The following is a 16,241-nucleotide window of genomic DNA, read 5'->3' on the forward strand; positions in this document are numbered from 1 at the left end:
CAGATTGCATTCCACCCGTGGAGACAGCCGTGCGCAAATCAACGCTTCTCGTCCTCATTCTCATCGCGAGCTTTCTGCTCAACTACAACCCCGCATATGGACAGGTTCCGCCCAACGGACTCTATTGCGCCTCGGGCCTTCATCCCGATGGTTACATCGACTTCTCAAGTCTCCCGGCGGCACCTCCTCTTCAAGGAAGCTCGCCATCGCCTCAGGTTACGGCTACTCTGCCGGTCGTTGGTGTGCCGGGACTTACGGTCACAATTACGATTCCTCCGCTAACCGCGGCAAACCCGACAGCGCCCGTGACGCCAGCCTACTCAGTAAACGGTGGGACGCTTACTCTGAACGGTTTCCCAGGCGTACCAGGCAGTGGGGCAACCGCACTGATACTCAACTTCAGCCAGCCCATTATGGGCCTTGGTGTGAATGCCCAAAACCCTCAGGGCCGGTTCCAATACGCCTATAACCTGCAGCAAGGTGACGGTGGAGGCCCAATCAACTTGCCTGCTTTCACCACAACAGCCGGCGGATATACCTCTGACATATTTGTTCCGCGGAGTCAGGTCCTTCAAATGGTGGGGCTGGACACGACCTTTCAGACGGCATCCTTAGCGTTCCCGGGATCCCCGACGGAGTTTTTTCACTCTGTCACTTTTTCCAACGTACGCGTCCAATCGACGTCGGCACCGGACCCCGCAAGCTCGATTCCAACCGACGGCCTCAAGCAGTGGCTTCGGTCAGACAAGGGCACCAACTTCAATTTCTTTTCCCAATCCGGTACGCGCATCTGGCAGGATCAGTCGGGCAATGGCCACGATGCCACGCCCACACTCGGCCACGAACCCAGTTTGACCGCGGACGGTCGAACCTGCCAATTTACCTGGCAGTTCAATGGCTCGTCCTCCTTTGATTTCAGCCTGCCGATCGCGGGTTGGAGAGAGATGACCGTCTTTCTCGTTGCGAACGCCGCAAAAGACCCTCCCGGCGACACTTACTTTTCAGAAGCCGCCGCTATCCTGTGGACCGAGGATGCACTCTGGGGGAATACCTTTGTAAGCCCCTACCAGACGCACGTTTATTCGCGCTTCGGAACCACCCAGGTCGGCAATAATCTCAGCTACACAAGGCCGGCAAGCGGCATTGGCCAGGACTTTACGATCACCCGTGCCGTGCATAACAACGATACCGACCAGATTTATGTCAACGGCCTTCGGGTCTTCTCGCAGGGTGGAAAACTATCTTCACTCAGCGGCGTAACCGGCGCCGGCACAATCGGCCTGGGGATCAACAACAAGTACTTCAACGGTGAGATCAGCGAGATCCTGGTTTATAACCGCGTGCTCTCCAGCCAGGAGGCGGCGCGAGTGGAAAGCTATCTCCGCAACAAATACGGAACCCAATAAGACTCACCTGAACCGATTTCTTTTGCAGAAACAGGATCACGGATTCCGCGGACAAAAAGAAAGAGAAGCTGGTTTCGTATCTGTCCGTGAAAATCCGTGATCCATCCCTCAGCCGCGCAGAGTCTACGCGTCGAGCATCGTGGAAGACTTGATCCTTCGCTTCAGCCCTACGAACAGACCAGTCAGGCCCGTGCCTAGCAGCAACAGCGAACCCGGCTCAGGAGTCGCGGCGACACTCACGTTCACGCTGGTTCCGTCAAACGGCTCTCCCCAGGTATTGAGCACAGTGCCATTCAGCGCATCGCCCACTCCGTAAGTCAAACCGAAGCCTGGAAGCACGCCATTGCTCCACAGGTCTACGGTGTATCCGCCCTCTACGTTGAAGAGCACTCCGTAGATGTCGAACAGGCCGCCACCAAACGGGTAAGGATCATGTGGGTCACCCGGGAGCGGAGGAGGGCACACCGCGGGAGAGTTTCCACCCGGAAAGAACAGGTTGTCGTAAGAAAATCCAAATCCATCCGCCTGGCTGCCGGGAGGGATGAAAGTACCGTCTGCGCCGATGCCGGAAGGAAGAGACGTTGTTTGAACCCCGGTAATCGCGCCGGAGAAGTTTGCATTTGCATCCGAGAAGGTGCCGCTGATCCCGGTAATCTGATACCCGCCCGGAACTCCGGGAACCTCTGTTGTCGAAATCGTAAGAATGCCGGAACCGCTAAGGCCCCCACCATTAAACGAGAACGCATAGGAATCGGCTCTCGCCACAGACGGCGCCGCAACAAGGCCAATGGTTACGGCCGTGAATGCGAGCAACTTCAAGCGCGCTAACACACGCTTACTAGGCCGGGCTGCCACGATGGCAGCCGGAACTTCGCTAAAGGAATGCATTATTTCCTCCTGAGGATAAATACGGGGCCCGGAGAAGTTGGAGAGGAATGCCAGAGTAGCATGCCATCGCTGGATGCTCGACTCGAGCGTCTAAAGGGGTTCCTTACTCAGCACACCGGCAAGCATCCTCGCATCCGCGAGACAATAGAACCAATGAAGAAGATTAAAGTTATCGGCGGCGGCCTCGCCGGCCCCGAAGCAGCCCTGCAAGCCGCATCGCTCGGCTGCGAAGTCACTCTCTACGAGATGCGCCCCACACGCTCCACCGAAGCCCACGAAACCTCCAACTTCGCCGAGCTCGTCTGCTCCAACTCCCTCAAGTCCGAGAGCGAAAACTCCGCACCCTGGCTGCTCAAGCAGGAGATGCGCCGCGCCAACTCCTTCCTCCTCGCCGCAGCCGACGCCTCTGCCGTCCCCGCCGGCCACGCCCTCGCCGTCGATCGTACCGAGTTCTCCGCCCGCGTCCACAAGCTCATCGAGCAGCACCCCCGCATCACCGTAGTCCGTGAAGAAGTCACCACGCTCAACGAGAACGCCGACGAGATCACCATCCTTGCCACCGGCCCTCTCACCTCTCCTGCCCTCACCGCCGAACTGCAGCGACTCACCGGCTCCCAGCACCTCGCCTTCTACGACTCCATCTCCCCCATCGTCGATGCCGGCACCATCGACATGGAGAAGGTCTACTTCGCCGCTCGCTGGGACAAGGGCACCGCCGACTACATCAACTGCCCCTTCACCAAAGAAGAGTACGACCGCTTCATCGACGCCCTCTCCATCGCCGAAACCGTCCCGGCAAAGCAGTGGGAGCAGATCCCCACCTCACTCCCCGAACCCGGTGGAAGCGCCACAAGCGACGGCCCTCAACCGAAATACTTTGAAGGCTGCCTCCCCATCGAAGAGACCGCCCGCCGTGGTCGCGACACTCTACGCTTCGGTCCCATGAAGCCCGCCGGGCTTACGAATCCAAAGACAGGCCGATGGCCCTACGCCGCCGTCCAGCTCCGCCAGGAGAATCTCCGTGCCGACTCCTACAACCTCGTCGGCTTCCAGAACCACATGAAGTACGGAGAGCAGGCCCGTGTCCTTCGCCTCATCCCCGGCCTCGAAAACGCAAAGTTCCTTCGCTATGGCCAGATCCATCGCAACACCTACATCAACTCCCCTACAGTTCTGGGAGAAACCCTTGAGCTCCGCTCCCATCCGCACATCCTGATCGCCGGACAGCTCAGCGGAGTCGAAGGCTACACCGAATCCATCGCTGGCGGCCTCCTCGCCGGACGCTTCGCCGCCGCCCTCGCGCAGGGTCGCACCCCGATTCCTCCGCCGCGTCTCACCGCGCATGGCTCATTGATCCACTACATCACCCACAGCGAGGCCAAAAACTTCCAGCCCGCCAACATCACCTTCGACCTCCTCCTCCCGCTCGAAGAGGAGCTGCGCAAAAAAGTCCGCGACAAGAAAGAGCGCCACCGCATCCAGTGCGAGCGCGCTCTCGAAGCATGGGATCAGTGGCTCCATGCGAGCCTTTAAAATATCGGTATCAGTTTCGCTTCCGCAGAACGCTCACTCCGTTCCACAAGCAAAGTTCGCCGCGTCCTTCACCTCTCCGTCGCCCTTGTACTTCGCCACCTGCGGATACGGGCACAGCGGCCGCGTCATCGCCGGCTTATTGTCAGCCCCCAGCTTCACGGCAGTCATCTCGCCTACAGGCTTCCCCGTCTCTACCCACTCCTGCAAATCCGACAGCGCGCCCGTCCCCGGCCCCTTCGCGCTCGGAGCGCCTAACTGCCCAAACAGATTCGCGCCTGGCCCGCCGATGCAGTGCTCCATCCCCGGCACCATATACAGCCGCACAAAGCTCGACGCCTTCTCCTCGCCCATCCTCTTCTGCACACTCTCGTAGTACGCAATCGAATTCAGCGGAGAGATCGCCGGATCGTCCCATCCGTGATACATCACCAGCTTCCCGCCCCGAGCCGCAAATGCCGTCAGGTCCGGATTCACCGAGTTCACATCCTTCCCCGTCTTTGCCTCCGCCGTCCGCAGCGCCGCATCGACATCGGCCGTCAAGGGGTTCCACTTCGGGTCGTCAAAAACCATATAGCGGAAGTAGTTCTGCATATAAGACACACCGCTCCCGCTTCCCGCCGAAGGCCCCAACACCCACGTTGCCCAGCTCGTCCACTCATCCCCGGGCATATATCCCGGAAAGAGCGAATGCCCCTTTGCATCCACGCCACCTGCATAGAGCTTCCGTACTGCGCTGACCTGCTTCTCCGTCAGGCACTCCCGCGAATCTCCACCTTTGCACAGCAGCACCGCGGGATTGAAGTGGCACGTCCGCGGATCGTTCAGCACGCCGTCCTTCACCCCATCCTGCGCATCGCACTGCTCCAGCACCGCCTTGGTAATCGCAGGCAGCTTCATCGAGCTCACATACGCCTCCGGATCGACAACGGTCTTCGTAATATCCAGACCGCTGCTCAGCATCCTGGTCCAGTTATTCGCCGGAGCACCCGCCAGTATCCCGTCATAATCCTCCGGAAACCGCTGTGCCTCCATCAGCGCCTCGCGCCCGCCATCGCTGCACGAATCGAAGTAGCTCTTCTTCGCTCCATCGCCGTAGTACGCAGCAATCACCGCCTTCGCAGCCACTGCCGTAAGGTGCAGCCCTCTCCAGCCAAAGTCAGCGATCTTTTCCGGATGCTTATAGGCCCAGCTCGCATCCTCCGCCTGTCCCTCATGTCCGGTATCCGTGCCCGCCGTCGCATATCCCTGCTTCAGTGCGCCACCCATCTGGTCATAACCAATGGACCCGGCAAAGCCACCGTTCCCCACACCCAGCAATCGCCCATTCCAGCCGGAAGCAGGCATCCAGACTTCAAACCGGATGTTGGAATCCGCTGTCGGCCGCAGCACACCCGCCACCCTGCAGAACGTCGGTACCTCAGCGCGCAGCGGCTGTCCATACGGACTCACAAACCGGCCCGCCTCCGTCACCGCGGCCATCGTGATCTCGCCCTGTGGCACCTTCAGGTTCGCTAATCCAGCACAATCCGCAGCCCGCGCCACCACGGGCGCGCCCACCATCACTCCCGCCAGCAATCCAACTACGATGTTCCGCATAGATGCGCACCACTCTATCATCAGGTCGTTACGAAACAGTTCAGAAGGATGGTAGAACGATGCTTTCTCTGTTCTATGGCGCCAGCCAGATTTTAGGATCCGTTCTGCTTACGATGGTGTAGTCCATATCCAGCATCCGCTTGGCCTCACTCATCGTGATATCCCGAGGCACCTCGCGAAATCCCGAACGTTCTTCACGAGTATCCTTCGCAATGGTTTTGAAGAGCACGGCGCGGCCGGCCACATGCACCTCGAGCACCTTCGTCTTCCAGTCCGTCTCGCTCACCTGCACTCTCTCCAGGTTAAACCAGCCTCCCTTGTAAAGTCTCCCCAGAAGACCGTAGCCAAAGTCGATGTTGTCCACCAGATGTCCATCCAGGCGCGCGAGACGTTTCCAACGAATATTCACGTAGATCTTTCCCTGCATCGCGTGGAACACTCTGGCCTCGATCGTCGGTGGATGAAACGCAGGATTCGGCCGAAAGCCCAGGCAATAGTTCTCTCCCTCAACGCCCAGGTACTCGTACAGAAAAGCAACCGGTAGCAGTTGCATGATGCGTCCAATACGCTTCTCATCCTCGGCATACTGCTCGCGCACTTTGCGTTGTTTTCCTGCGTTCGACAGCAGTTCCTTAAGCCGAAGCTCCTCGTCGTGTCGACGCTGCGTTGTCAGCGGCTCTCCATCGACGGCCATCAACCTCTGCACAGGGCCGTCCGTGGTCTCCACCTGTTTCAAGGAATCCACTTCATTCGAGGTATGTTTGCGAATGACATACTGCCAATATCCATGCCGTTCATGGTCGTGAAGCTCGTTGTAAACCGTATCCCGAATCAGCTCCTCCGGGTTTGGATCGACAACAGAAAGATCTCGCTTCCCAGGCATGTCTTTCGCCCACGATGCTCTAACGGAGATCACTGCAAGCAGACACACCACGATCACACGAACTCTGCTTTCACGCATGTCGGTCACCTCGTGCAGGATTTGGGCTTTCTGCGACAAGTATGCAATGGGTTGCTTAAACATTTAGAAAACTGCACGTGAATTGCACAAGAATTAGGGCACACCCATCCGCCAAAAAAGATGAGCACTTCAACCCACCCCACCTGCCATAAAAGTGTCATCCTGAGCGAAGCGGCGAAGCCGCGCAGTCGAAGAGCCTGCCTTGAGCGAAGCCGAACGAGACCTGCGGTTTATTACCGTCACGAAACGCAGGCATGTGAGCGCAGCTCGAACCTATACCCCTCACTCAAAACCATCACTTCGAGGCAGGCTCCGTACGCGTAGCCGTCCACGTTCCGGTCTTTCCGCGAATCCCCACCGTCCCATGCATCCCGCCGTTCTCGTATACGCCTCGGAAGTGAAGCACCTCGCGAGTCTTCGTCATGAAGTAAACATGATTTCCGGTGACTTCTCCTGAAACCGCTCCTGACTGGTGCGGGCCTTTGAAGTGTCCCGTCAGAGCGGTGCCACTCTGTTTCAGCATCACGGTCTGCTCCGCCTCTTTACCTTCTTCTCCACGCGAATGAATCGTCCATGTACCGGAGACATCGATGGCGGTGTCCTGTGCCATTGCTGCCGTGCAAACCAGGAGCAGTGCGCAGGCGATGCCCATCGCAAACAACAGCATCCGAACTCTCTTCATAACGGTTAGCTCCTGTATCCCTGTTTTTACGAGCTGTTCAATACTTCAAAAAATCTCGTCATCTCGACCAGAGTCGCGAAGCCTCATCACACAGCAGATAATTCAACCACCACGTCATCTCGACCGGAGACGCGCAGCTTCATCACACAGCAGATAACCTAACTCAACCACCACGTCATCTCGACCGGAGCCGCGCAGCTTCATCGCGCGGCGCAGCGGAGAGATCCCTGTATTTCGCCTTTGTTCTTGCCGTTGCTTGTCTCCCTCGTTCGAATCTGTAGTCTCCTTAAAGACCCAAGTCCCATCTCAGGAACCTGGGTCGGTCGGATGCGAATCGAAGGATACTCCGCAGTCGTTCTTGCTTACGTGCTGCTCTTGGCCATCTGGTTCCTGATCAGGCCGACAATCACCATCACAATCGCTCCGCCCACGCCGCCTCCGCCTATGCTCGAGAGCATCGACGACATGTCCATCCCGCCGCCGTTCGCCATCGCCGTTGTGGCTGCCGCACCTCCGCCGGAGAGCATCATGCTCAGCAGCTGTCCGCCCAGACCTCCGCCTACCAGCCCGGCGACTGTGTTTCCAACCGGCCCAAGATTGAACTTCTTCAGCGCAACCCCGGCGATGTTTCCGCCTACGCCGCCTGCGATCAACTCCGTGACAAGACCTGCAAAATTCATCTGCCTACCTCAAAGGATTGGAGATTCGGAATAGAACCCGGGCCCGGTAAGACACACGCGCCTTTGAGGTTTCAGCGAGGCTTGGAAGGCGGGGAGCCTCAAGACCTCAAAGCTGAACCATTTATCCACGGAATCCTAAGGACTGCAACCATTTGTTCCTGGGACGTATTGCAGCTGTCAAGGGCAGATTGCACCTAAAGTGCAGATAAGAAGCAGGATAATGTTGCCGATCGGTTTCGCCACGATTGCTAAAATAAAACTATCCCAAGTCGAATCGAGAAGATGAGATGGGGTGAAATAAAACCTCTGATTCCAATACTTTGCATGTAAGCCTTGTCAATGCAAGAACTTGAATCAGAGGTCCGAAGCTAAACCATCTGGATGGAAGACTTTGCGCAAGTTTGGTAGGGGGCCGGTCTACCCTCCTATTCCGTCTTTTTCTTGTTCCGTGCCTTCACCTTGAACCAGATCGGCGAGCCGATAAACCCGAAGCTGTCCCGGATCTGGTTGGCCAGGAATCGTTCGAAGCTGAAATGCAGCTTCACATCCTTGTCCGTGAACAGCACAAAGGTCGGAGGAGCGACGGCAGCCTGCGTCATGTAGTAGATCTTCACCCGCTTTGACATCGGAACCGAAGCCTTCTGGAAGTCCACCCGTTCCAGGAAGCGATTCATGTTCCCGGTTGAGACGCGCTTGCGCCGCTCGCGAGCCACCAGCTCGACCTTCTTGAACACCTGGTCGATGCCCTTGCCCTCCGCCGCCGAGATGAATAGCAGCGGAGCGTAGTCGAGGTACTTCAAAGCGTCTCGAACCTGCTGTTCGTAGACCTTCTTATCCGCTGGTTCCTTTCCGTCGGCCCTTCCGGTTGTCACCGCGTCCCACTTGTTGACGACGATGATGACGGATCGTCCGCTCTCGTGCGCATAGCCGCCGATGTTGGCGTCAAGCGCAGCTACGCCCTCGGTGGCATCGATCACCAGCAGGGAGACGTCCGCAGCCTCCAGATGCTTGCGCGCCATGATGACCGAAAGCTTTTCCGCCATCAGCTTCGTCTTGCCCTTGCGGCGAATTCCCGCCGTGTCGACGAAGCGGAAGCTGTGGCCTCCGCGCTCGACCACCTCGTCCACGGCATCGCGCGTCGTCCCCGCGATGGGCGAGACAATCGCGCGCTTCGTCCCCGTCAGCGCGTTCAGCAGCGTGGACTTGCCCACGTTCGGACGTCCGATGATGGCGATCTTCGTCTCCCTCTGCTCGTACTCGCCGTGTGTGCGCAGCTTGCGGGCAGGCGCCGGGCCGTCCTCGTCTTCCGCCATCTCGTCCTCGGCGGTAAGCATGACTTCGGTTGGTTCTTCGGCAACGGTCTCAGGAGGCAAGGCTGCGAAGACTTCATCCAGAAGGTCGCCCACGCCGGTTCCGTGTTCCGCCGAGACCGGAAGCACGTTGCGAAAGCCAAGGCTGCGGAAGTTCTCCGCTCCAGCCAGCAGCTCGACCGAATCCATCTTGTTTACGGCAAGGAACACCGGTTTGCCGCCCCGCAGCAGCAGACGAGCCAGCTCGATGTCGGGCGCGACCAGCTCGGTGCGGCCATCGACGACCATCACGATGGCGTCGGCTTCTCCCAGCGCGACCTGGGCCTGGCGGAAGATCTCGCTGGGAATCAGGGCCTCGTCATCGGGAACCACGCCGCCGGTATCGACGACGCGAACATCGCGTCCCGCCCACTCGATCTCGCCGTAGATGCGGTCACGGGTGATGCCCGGCTCATCGCCGACGATGGAACGTCGCGAGCCGGTCAGGCGATTGAAGAGCGTCGATTTGCCGACGTTCGGACGACCGCAGATTGCAATCAGCGGTAATTTAACGTCCGTCACGTCGGCCGAATCCTGGCTGCGCGCGGCACTCGTGGTGTAACGCGTCGCTTCGAACTCGGCCTCACGCCAGTCGCGCTGGTCGTCCGCATCTTCGCTGGCTGCGGGACGGGCGGGTGCCGGCCTTACGCTCGCTGGAGGCCGCCTCTGGTCTCCCCGTAGGGTCACACGCGATTCGCGCTCGGGAGACTTCTTCGGAACGCGTTTCAGCTTCTCCGCCGCAGCCTTCTTGGCAGAGAGCTGCTTCCGCTTCCGGGGATCGACGGCGCCGGTGGTTGGGGTGGCTTTGGGAGCCCGACCCTTCTTGGGTCGTGTACTGGCCTGACGGTGCTTTTTGCCGAGCCGCTTCTGATCTTTATTTGCCACCGTGGTTCCAGCTTTCTCCTCGCCGCAGGTCGCGGCGAGACCATTCCAAAATCGCCACTTAGGTAGCGGCGCAATGCAACCTGTCTATTATAGAAACCAGCGCGCCTTTTGCCGCTTCTTCGCCCCTGATTCAGTCATTTATGTCCGCGCCTTCGCCCATCACGATCCTCCCCCCGCCCCTCGAACCCGGAGAGCGGCTGCCGTCGCTGCACGAATTCTTCGCGCCCGGAGGAATCCTCTCGCGCTCCTCGCTCGCCTTCGAGCACCGCAAGGGGCAGTACGAGATGGCCCGCGCTGTCGAGAAGGCCTTCCAAGACAAGCGTCACCTGATCGTCGAGGCCGGAACCGGAACCGGGAAAACGCTGGCCTACCTGCTGCCCGCGCTGCGCAAGGCGCGAGAGAATCAGCAGCGCATCATCATCTCGACGGGAACGAAGAACCTGCAGGAACAGCTCTTCTTCAAAGATATCCCCTTCCTTGAGTCACTGCTGGGACCCTTGAAGGTCTGCTACATGAAGGGCCGGGGAAACTATCTCTGCCGTCACAAACTCTATGCTCTGCGCGACAATCCGCTGCTCAACGGCCTCGAAGAAATCGAGCAGTTTCACCATATCGCGGCGTGGGAGAAGACGACCGAGACCGGGGATCGCGCCGAGATCGACGCCCTGCCCGAGACCTCTGCACTGTGGCACAAGATCGATGCTCGCACGGAAGCGTGTCTCGGTCAGAGCTGTCCGGACTGGGAGCGTTGCTTCATCACGGCGATGCGACGCAAGGCGCTTGAGTCGGACATCGTGATCGTCAATCATCACCTCTTCTTCGCCGACCTCAGCATCAAGCAGCAGGCCGCGAACGCGCCGGATGCCGGGATTCTGCCGGAGGCCGCAGCGGTAGTCTTCGACGAGGCGCACGAGCTCGAAGAAGTGGCGTCGAACTACTTCGGGGTCGGACTGAGCACCCAGCGCGTGGATGAGTTGGTGCGCGATGTTGAGATCATGCTGCGGGCGAAGCAGGCTTCCACGTCAGCCATCGAGAGCGCCTGCTCGACCCTGCAGAATCGCTCGCGTATGTTCTTCTCGGCACTTCCGGAAGGCACGAATGGTGCGGGGCGAATGCCATTCCTGAATCGTCCGGATTTCCTTGAGGAGAGCGGCGACTACTACACCGCAACGCTCAACGCGCTCACGAGGCTCGAAGGGGAGCTGGAGCGCGTGAAGAACGTCGAAGAATCCTCCGGTTTGCGAAAGCGCACCGCGGATATTCGCGCGCATTTAGCCTTCCTGCTTGAGTCGACCGACCACAACACGGTCTTCTGGATCGAGCGGCGTGCGGTCGGCGGAGTACGAAGCCTGGCGCGAGGCCACGGCCATGCTGCGCTGAATACGCATCTGCAGGCGACGCCGATCGATGTCTCCGAGCTGCTTTCTACCGCGCTGTTCGACAACTATTCAAGCGTGGTGCTGACGTCGGCAACCTTGACGGTCTCGGGTGGCTTCGATCACATCCGAAAGCGTCTCGGCCTGCTGACGGCTCGCGAGCTGATCGTGCCCTCGCATTTCCAGTACGAACGGCAGGCTCTGCTGTATCTGCCGCCAACGATGCCGGATCCTCGTGACCCTGACTTCACCGATCGTGCCGCGGAGCGCATCCGTCGCGTGCTTGAGATCACGAAGGGCCGCGCCTTCTGCCTGTTCACCAGCTACAGCCAGATGCGCATTATCTATGAGCGCATGCTGGCCGAGCTGCCTTATCCGCTGCTGCTGCACGGCACAGCGCCGCGCCATGTTCTTCTGCAGCAGTTCCGTGAGACGCCGAACGCAGTCCTCTTCGGCACATCGAGCTTCTGGCAGGGAGTGGACGTGCAGGGCGAGCAGCTGAGCTGCGTGATCATCGACCGGCTTCCATTTGCGGTCCCGACCGACCCTGTGGTCGAGGCACGGATGCGCGCCATCGAGGAAGGTGGAGGAAAGCCGTTTTTCGACTACCAGGTTCCAAATGCAGTCATTACTTTGAAGCAGGGTTTCGGACGTCTGATTCGCTCGCTTGAGGACCGAGGAGTGCTGATGCTGCTGGACCCGCGCATTCAGCGGCAGCGTTACGGGCGCATCTTTCTCGACAGTCTGCCTCCGTATCGTCGAACGGATGACATCGGCGAGGTCGAGCGGTTCTTTGATCCCGCCGTAAAATAGAGACACCGATGGGACGCAACCTGTACATTCTCGCCGCAACGCTCTTCGTTCTCGCGCTCGTCTCCTGCGGCATCGCGTACACCAATATCGCGCAGCAGCCGGGCTCTCCGGGGGATATGTCGTTATGGCGAACAACCGGCCTCGCGCTGATGGTGGTGGGCCTGGTAGTTGCGCTCGCAGGCATCCTCTCCTCGCTGTTCGAGCAGGCGGAGCGACGTGCCGACGAAGACCGCCTTCGGCGCCGCAAACAGTGAGCCAGCCGCGGAACCGGTACAATGGGAAGAGGCCAGACTGCTCTGTCTTCTTTCCAGCAGCCCGCTGAAAGGTATTGGAAACACCATGTTCGAGGTTACCGTAGAAGCCGGCTTCTCCTCCGGCCACTACCTGCGCAACTATCGCGGCAAGTGCGAGAATCCGCACGGCCACAACTATAAGGTCTTCGTCACGTTGATTGGCGAGGAGCTGGATGAGGCTGGCCTGCTCCTGGACTTCAAGCTGTTGAAGCAGGTGATGCGGCCGGTGGTGGACTATCTCGATCACCAGATGATCAACGATCTGGAGCCGTTTACGACGATTAATCCCTCCGCCGAGAATCTGGCGCGGTATTTTTACCACGAGACAGCGAAGCAGCTTCGCGAGATGACCTCCGGCCGTGTGAAGGTGAAGGACTGCACGCTCTACGAGACGGATACGAGCTTCGCGCGTTTCTACGAATAGCCGGGAAGAGTAGCTACACCATGTACCTGATTGAGCTCTATAAATCCGTCCAGGGCGAATCGTCCTTCGCCGGGGTTCCGTGCATTTTTGTGCGGCTGGCCGGATGCAACCTGCGCTGCGCCTGGTGTGACTCCGAGTACACCTTCACCGGCGGCAAGCCGTTTGCGCAGGACCAGATCGTAGCTGAGATTGAAGCCCTTGCCCCGTGTAAGTTGATTGAGTTCACCGGCGGAGAGCCCATGCTGCAGTCGCGTGAGCTTCTTCCGCTGATGGAGCGTCTTCTGGCCGAGGGGTACACCCTGATGATCGAGACCTCTGGCGAGCGTCCTCTGGGAGAGGTTCCCGAGGCGGTGCACAAGATTGTCGATGTGAAGTGTCCCGGTGCGGGCAGTGCGGCGAACAGCTTCCGTATCGAGAATCTGGATGCTTTGACGAAGAGCGACGAAGTGAAGTTCGTCCTTTCGGATCGCGCTGATTACGAGTTTGCACGGGAGTTCATTCGCGACCATGCGCTTGAGCACAAAGCAGGGCAGATTCTGCTCTCTCCCGCGTTTCAGAAGCTTCCGAGCCCCTTGCGTACCGCCGACAATATGACGCTCGATCCTCGCAAGCTGGTCGACTGGATGCTGGAGGACGGATTGCCGGCGCGGCTTTCGCTGCAGATTCACAAGTTCATCTGGGAGCCGCAGAAGAAGGGCGTTTAGTGGCTGTCCGTTGTGTGGGATGGCGTGAGCAGGGTAGATTCCGTCTCTGCAGGAAGCTTGATCGTAGGAAGACTGGCTAACAGGATTGCCAGGTCCAGCTTCATATAGTTCAGCCGGACGCGCAGGTCGTAGAGCATCGCCTGTCGGTCCTCCAGGTCGGAGATGGATTGTTTAACCTTCTCCCCTGGCAGGCTGGTGAGGCGGTCGATCTTCTCCTGGCCCCGGGAGGACTTTGGATCGGGGATTCTTCCTACCTCAACCCAGTTGCGAATCAGCCGATCCTGCCGCGACAGGCCGTCTTCATCGTTTGGAGCAATAGAGTCCATAAAGGAGACGACGACCTGCGGATAGACATTATTCGCATCCGAGGGATGCGCGAAGACCTTGCTGAGCATGTTGCTCTGGGCGAGCAACTCGCGCGATTCTCCGCGGCTGACATGAAGGCCCGTCAAAGAGATGGCTGTGGCGGCAAGACCTCCCGCAACGCCGATCGCCGCTGCTGCGTAGTCGTGCGAGGTAAAGCCCAGGGCGGAGCTGACTGTACCGGCTGCGCCCCCGATGATCAAGGCGGTCAGATTCAGCCTGGCGATTCTGGAGTCGCGACGCGAGCTCATGTAGTTTTCCAGCTCCCTGATCTCGGCGATCTCCGAGTCGACCTGTTCGGCTGACGCATCGACCTGCAATGAGGCGGAGGTAACCTGCAAAAGGGCTTGCTGCTGCAGAAAGAGCAACTCCCAACGGTCGGAAGGATTTGGCTGAGCTGAGAGCATGTGCAGTCGGTCGAACAACGGCTTGAGACCGAGGGCCTGGGCGGTCTGTTCCGCCGCCAGCGGCAGTTCCATGTCCGATGCGGTTCTCGGCGTACCCTGTGCAAAAAGCATGGGGTTGATGCAGAGCAGCGCAAACAAAAACGGTATCAGACCGATGTCCCTGCTGCGCGATCCTGAAAACATGGCGACAGTCTATGCCGCGGGATCACGGCCAAAAGTTTGTTTTCTGTTATTTTCGCGAGAGGAATACACAGGATTCATGCGCTAGCATTGTCTTTATGCGCATATTTTCTACTGTTCTGCTGATTGCGGCGACTTCGTGCGCTCTTGCACAGGCTCCGACGAAGCCCATTGAAGTAAAAGTGGTTGTCGTCAATATGTTTGAGGTAGGTGCCGATACCGGCGACGTTCCCGGGGAGCACCAGTATTGGGTGGAGCGCGAGCATCTCGATACCGTGTTGCCCTTCCCGGCGGGCTATCACGACCTGCGGATGAATCGAGACGGTGTGCTGGGTGTGCTGACAGGAGTGGGAACGGCACGAGCGGCGGCTACGATCATGGCGCTGGGAAGCGATTCTCGCTTCGATCTGAGCCATGCCTATTTTGTGGTTGCAGGTATCGCAGGGATTGATCCGCATATGGGCTCGCTGGGATCTGCGGTGTGGGCCGATTACGTCGTCGATGGCGACCTGGCGCATGAGATCGACGCCCGCGAGATCCCGAAGGAATGGAAGACCGGGTATGTCCCGCTGGGGAAGTCAGTACCCTACGAAGAGCCTCGGCAGGCGCGATTCGGCGACGATGGAAACGTCTATCGTTTGAACTCCAGCCTGGTGGACTGGGCCTTCGCGATGACGAAGGAGATCAAGCTGGAAGATACTCTGGCGATGCGCGAGAGAAGGCAACAGTTTGCGCCGGAGGCGGCGAAGCGTGCTCCCTTTGTGCTGCGGGGAGGTAATCTCTCGGCTTCTACTTTTTGGCATGGCAAGCTGATGAGCGAGTGGGCGCACGACTGGGTGAAGTACCAGACAGATGGAGAGAGCACATACGCGGTCTGCGGGATGGAAGACACAGGAACGCTGCAGTCGCTTACGTGGCTGGCAAGGGCGGGCAAGGTCGACATCAACCGGGTGCTGGTGCTTCGAACTGCTTCAAACTATGACCAGCAGCGCGAAGGCGCGACTGCGGCGGAGAGTCTGGCGGAGACGAAGATTCGACAGTACAGCGCGTATATGCCGTCGCTGGACTCGGCCTACAGAGTGGCTCATGTTGTGGTGGATGCGCTCGTCGCCCATTGGAGCGACACCAGAGATCATCTTCCAGCGCAGTGATCCCGCGGGAAGAGGTCAGTTAATCATGCGGCGGACGATGCTGCGTACGGTTTCGGTGACAACACCGTAGGCAACATAAGAGGCGAGCTCGCTGGTGCGTTCGCGTCTGGTTTGCGCCTCCGGATTTGCCTTGAGGCCGAGAATCGGAAGCGCGTTGTCATGGCTCAACGCGATAAGCGCCATGCCGAAGCTGGCTCCCTGTTTCGAAGTCGCGGGAGGGTAGAACTCGGCCAGCGCTCCGTAGGCGGCTCCCATCGTCGCCCCGAAGCCCCAATGCATCGTCTCCTGCGCTACACGCTTTTGCTGAACCGTAAGCTCCCGTCCCCCAAGCTTGCGCGTGAGTATGGCGGGCGGCTCTGGCTCGCGATGGGTGCGGGGAGGAAAGATCTTTTCGACGTAGGATTTGGCCGCCGTTGCAACAAGTCCTCCCAGGAGCCCGGCGATGGCTCCTTTAGCTATGGATCTGTTTCGTGTGCTCACTGGTGTTCACCTCGACAGGCGATATCAGGCTAGTAGGATGCGTTGGCGATTGTACTGGCTGTGCATGGGG

The 16,241-nt window shown here is 59.1% G+C and carries 15 protein-coding genes; 7 read left to right on the forward strand and 8 right to left on the reverse strand.

Annotation, left to right across the window (positions count from 1 at the left end; genetic code table 11):
- The first annotated feature begins 29 nt into the window (after nucleotides 1-29).
- On the forward strand, nucleotides 30-1,406 hold the full coding sequence (locus AC5S26_RS09255; RefSeq protein ID WP_494184563.1) for a hypothetical protein: 1,377 nt from the start codon (nucleotides 30-32) through the stop codon (nucleotides 1,404-1,406).
- A 123-nt stretch (nucleotides 1,407-1,529) separates the two neighbouring features.
- Here AC5S26_RS09255 and AC5S26_RS09260 read toward each other — a convergent pair whose 3' ends face one another.
- A complete protein-coding gene (locus AC5S26_RS09260; protein WP_494184564.1) occupies nucleotides 1,530-2,294 on the reverse strand; it encodes a PEP-CTERM sorting domain-containing protein in 765 nt (254 codons plus the stop codon).
- Nucleotides 2,295-2,447: 153 nt separating this feature from the next.
- Between AC5S26_RS09260 and trmFO the strand changes: the two genes are divergently transcribed.
- A complete protein-coding gene (gene trmFO, locus AC5S26_RS09265) occupies nucleotides 2,448-3,827 on the forward strand; it encodes a methylenetetrahydrofolate--tRNA-(uracil(54)-C(5))-methyltransferase (FADH(2)-oxidizing) TrmFO (protein ID WP_494184565.1) in 1,380 nt (459 codons plus the stop codon).
- A gap of 33 nt (nucleotides 3,828-3,860) precedes the next feature.
- Here trmFO and AC5S26_RS09270 read toward each other — a convergent pair whose 3' ends face one another.
- The 5 genes from AC5S26_RS09270 to der form a co-directional block, all read right to left on the reverse strand.
- Nucleotides 3,861-5,423 (reverse strand): tannase/feruloyl esterase family alpha/beta hydrolase, encoded by a 1,563-nt coding sequence (locus AC5S26_RS09270; protein WP_494184566.1) that lies wholly within the window; start codon nucleotides 5,421-5,423, stop codon nucleotides 3,861-3,863.
- A 73-nt stretch (nucleotides 5,424-5,496) separates the two neighbouring features.
- Nucleotides 5,497-6,384 carry a hypothetical protein gene (locus AC5S26_RS09275; RefSeq protein ID WP_494184567.1) on the reverse strand — a complete coding sequence of 296 codons (888 nt, stop codon included), beginning with the start codon at nucleotides 6,382-6,384 and terminating at the stop codon, nucleotides 5,497-5,499.
- A 295-nt stretch (nucleotides 6,385-6,679) separates the two neighbouring features.
- Nucleotides 6,680-7,066, reverse strand: a complete 387-nt coding sequence (locus AC5S26_RS09280; protein ID WP_494184568.1) for a hypothetical protein — start codon at nucleotides 7,064-7,066, stop codon at nucleotides 6,680-6,682.
- Between the two features lie 362 nt (nucleotides 7,067-7,428).
- Nucleotides 7,429-7,746: a hypothetical protein gene (locus AC5S26_RS09285; RefSeq protein ID WP_494184569.1), complete on the reverse strand. Its 318-nt coding sequence runs from the start codon at nucleotides 7,744-7,746 to the stop codon at nucleotides 7,429-7,431.
- A 425-nt stretch (nucleotides 7,747-8,171) separates the two neighbouring features.
- A complete protein-coding gene (gene der / locus AC5S26_RS09290; RefSeq protein WP_494184570.1) occupies nucleotides 8,172-9,980 on the reverse strand; it encodes a ribosome biogenesis GTPase Der in 1,809 nt (602 codons plus the stop codon).
- A 140-nt stretch (nucleotides 9,981-10,120) separates the two neighbouring features.
- Here der and yoaA point away from each other — a divergent pair, with 140 nt between their 5' ends.
- The 4 genes from yoaA to AC5S26_RS09310 all read left to right on the forward strand — a co-directional run bounded on the left by yoaA (nucleotide 10,121) and on the right by AC5S26_RS09310 (nucleotide 13,590).
- Nucleotides 10,121-12,169 carry a DNA repair helicase YoaA gene (gene yoaA / locus AC5S26_RS09295; protein ID WP_494184571.1) on the forward strand — a complete coding sequence of 683 codons (2,049 nt, stop codon included), beginning with the start codon at nucleotides 10,121-10,123 and terminating at the stop codon, nucleotides 12,167-12,169.
- An 8-nt stretch (nucleotides 12,170-12,177) separates the two neighbouring features.
- The gene (locus AC5S26_RS09300) at nucleotides 12,178-12,423 is read left to right on the forward strand and encodes a hypothetical protein (protein WP_494184572.1); all 246 of its coding nucleotides are present in this window, start codon (nucleotides 12,178-12,180) and stop codon (nucleotides 12,421-12,423) included.
- A gap of 85 nt (nucleotides 12,424-12,508) precedes the next feature.
- Entirely contained in the window at nucleotides 12,509-12,886 is a 378-nt protein-coding gene (gene queD / locus AC5S26_RS09305) for a 6-carboxytetrahydropterin synthase QueD (protein ID WP_494184629.1), read from the forward strand.
- A gap of 20 nt (nucleotides 12,887-12,906) precedes the next feature.
- Nucleotides 12,907-13,590 carry a 7-carboxy-7-deazaguanine synthase QueE gene (locus AC5S26_RS09310; RefSeq protein ID WP_494184573.1) on the forward strand — a complete coding sequence of 228 codons (684 nt, stop codon included), beginning with the start codon at nucleotides 12,907-12,909 and terminating at the stop codon, nucleotides 13,588-13,590.
- Here the strand turns inward: AC5S26_RS09310 and AC5S26_RS09315 are convergent.
- The gene (locus AC5S26_RS09315; protein ID WP_494184574.1) at nucleotides 13,587-14,471 is read right to left on the reverse strand and encodes a hypothetical protein; all 885 of its coding nucleotides are present in this window, start codon (nucleotides 14,469-14,471) and stop codon (nucleotides 13,587-13,589) included. The two genes, AC5S26_RS09310 and AC5S26_RS09315, sit on opposite strands and share 4 nt — an antisense overlap.
- Nucleotides 14,472-14,638: 167 nt before the next feature.
- Between AC5S26_RS09315 and AC5S26_RS09320 the strand changes: the two genes are divergently transcribed.
- Nucleotides 14,639-15,691: a purine nucleoside permease gene (locus AC5S26_RS09320; RefSeq protein WP_494184575.1), complete on the forward strand. Its 1,053-nt coding sequence runs from the start codon at nucleotides 14,639-14,641 to the stop codon at nucleotides 15,689-15,691.
- 15 nt (nucleotides 15,692-15,706) lie between these two features.
- Here the strand turns inward: AC5S26_RS09320 and AC5S26_RS09325 are convergent, their stop codons facing one another.
- Nucleotides 15,707-16,171 (reverse strand): DUF1440 domain-containing protein, encoded by a 465-nt coding sequence (locus AC5S26_RS09325; RefSeq protein WP_494184576.1) that lies wholly within the window; start codon nucleotides 16,169-16,171, stop codon nucleotides 15,707-15,709.
- Nucleotides 16,172-16,241: the final 70 nt, after the last annotated feature.

Source organism: Edaphobacter sp. FHG110511_03 (genome assembly GCF_059115365.1).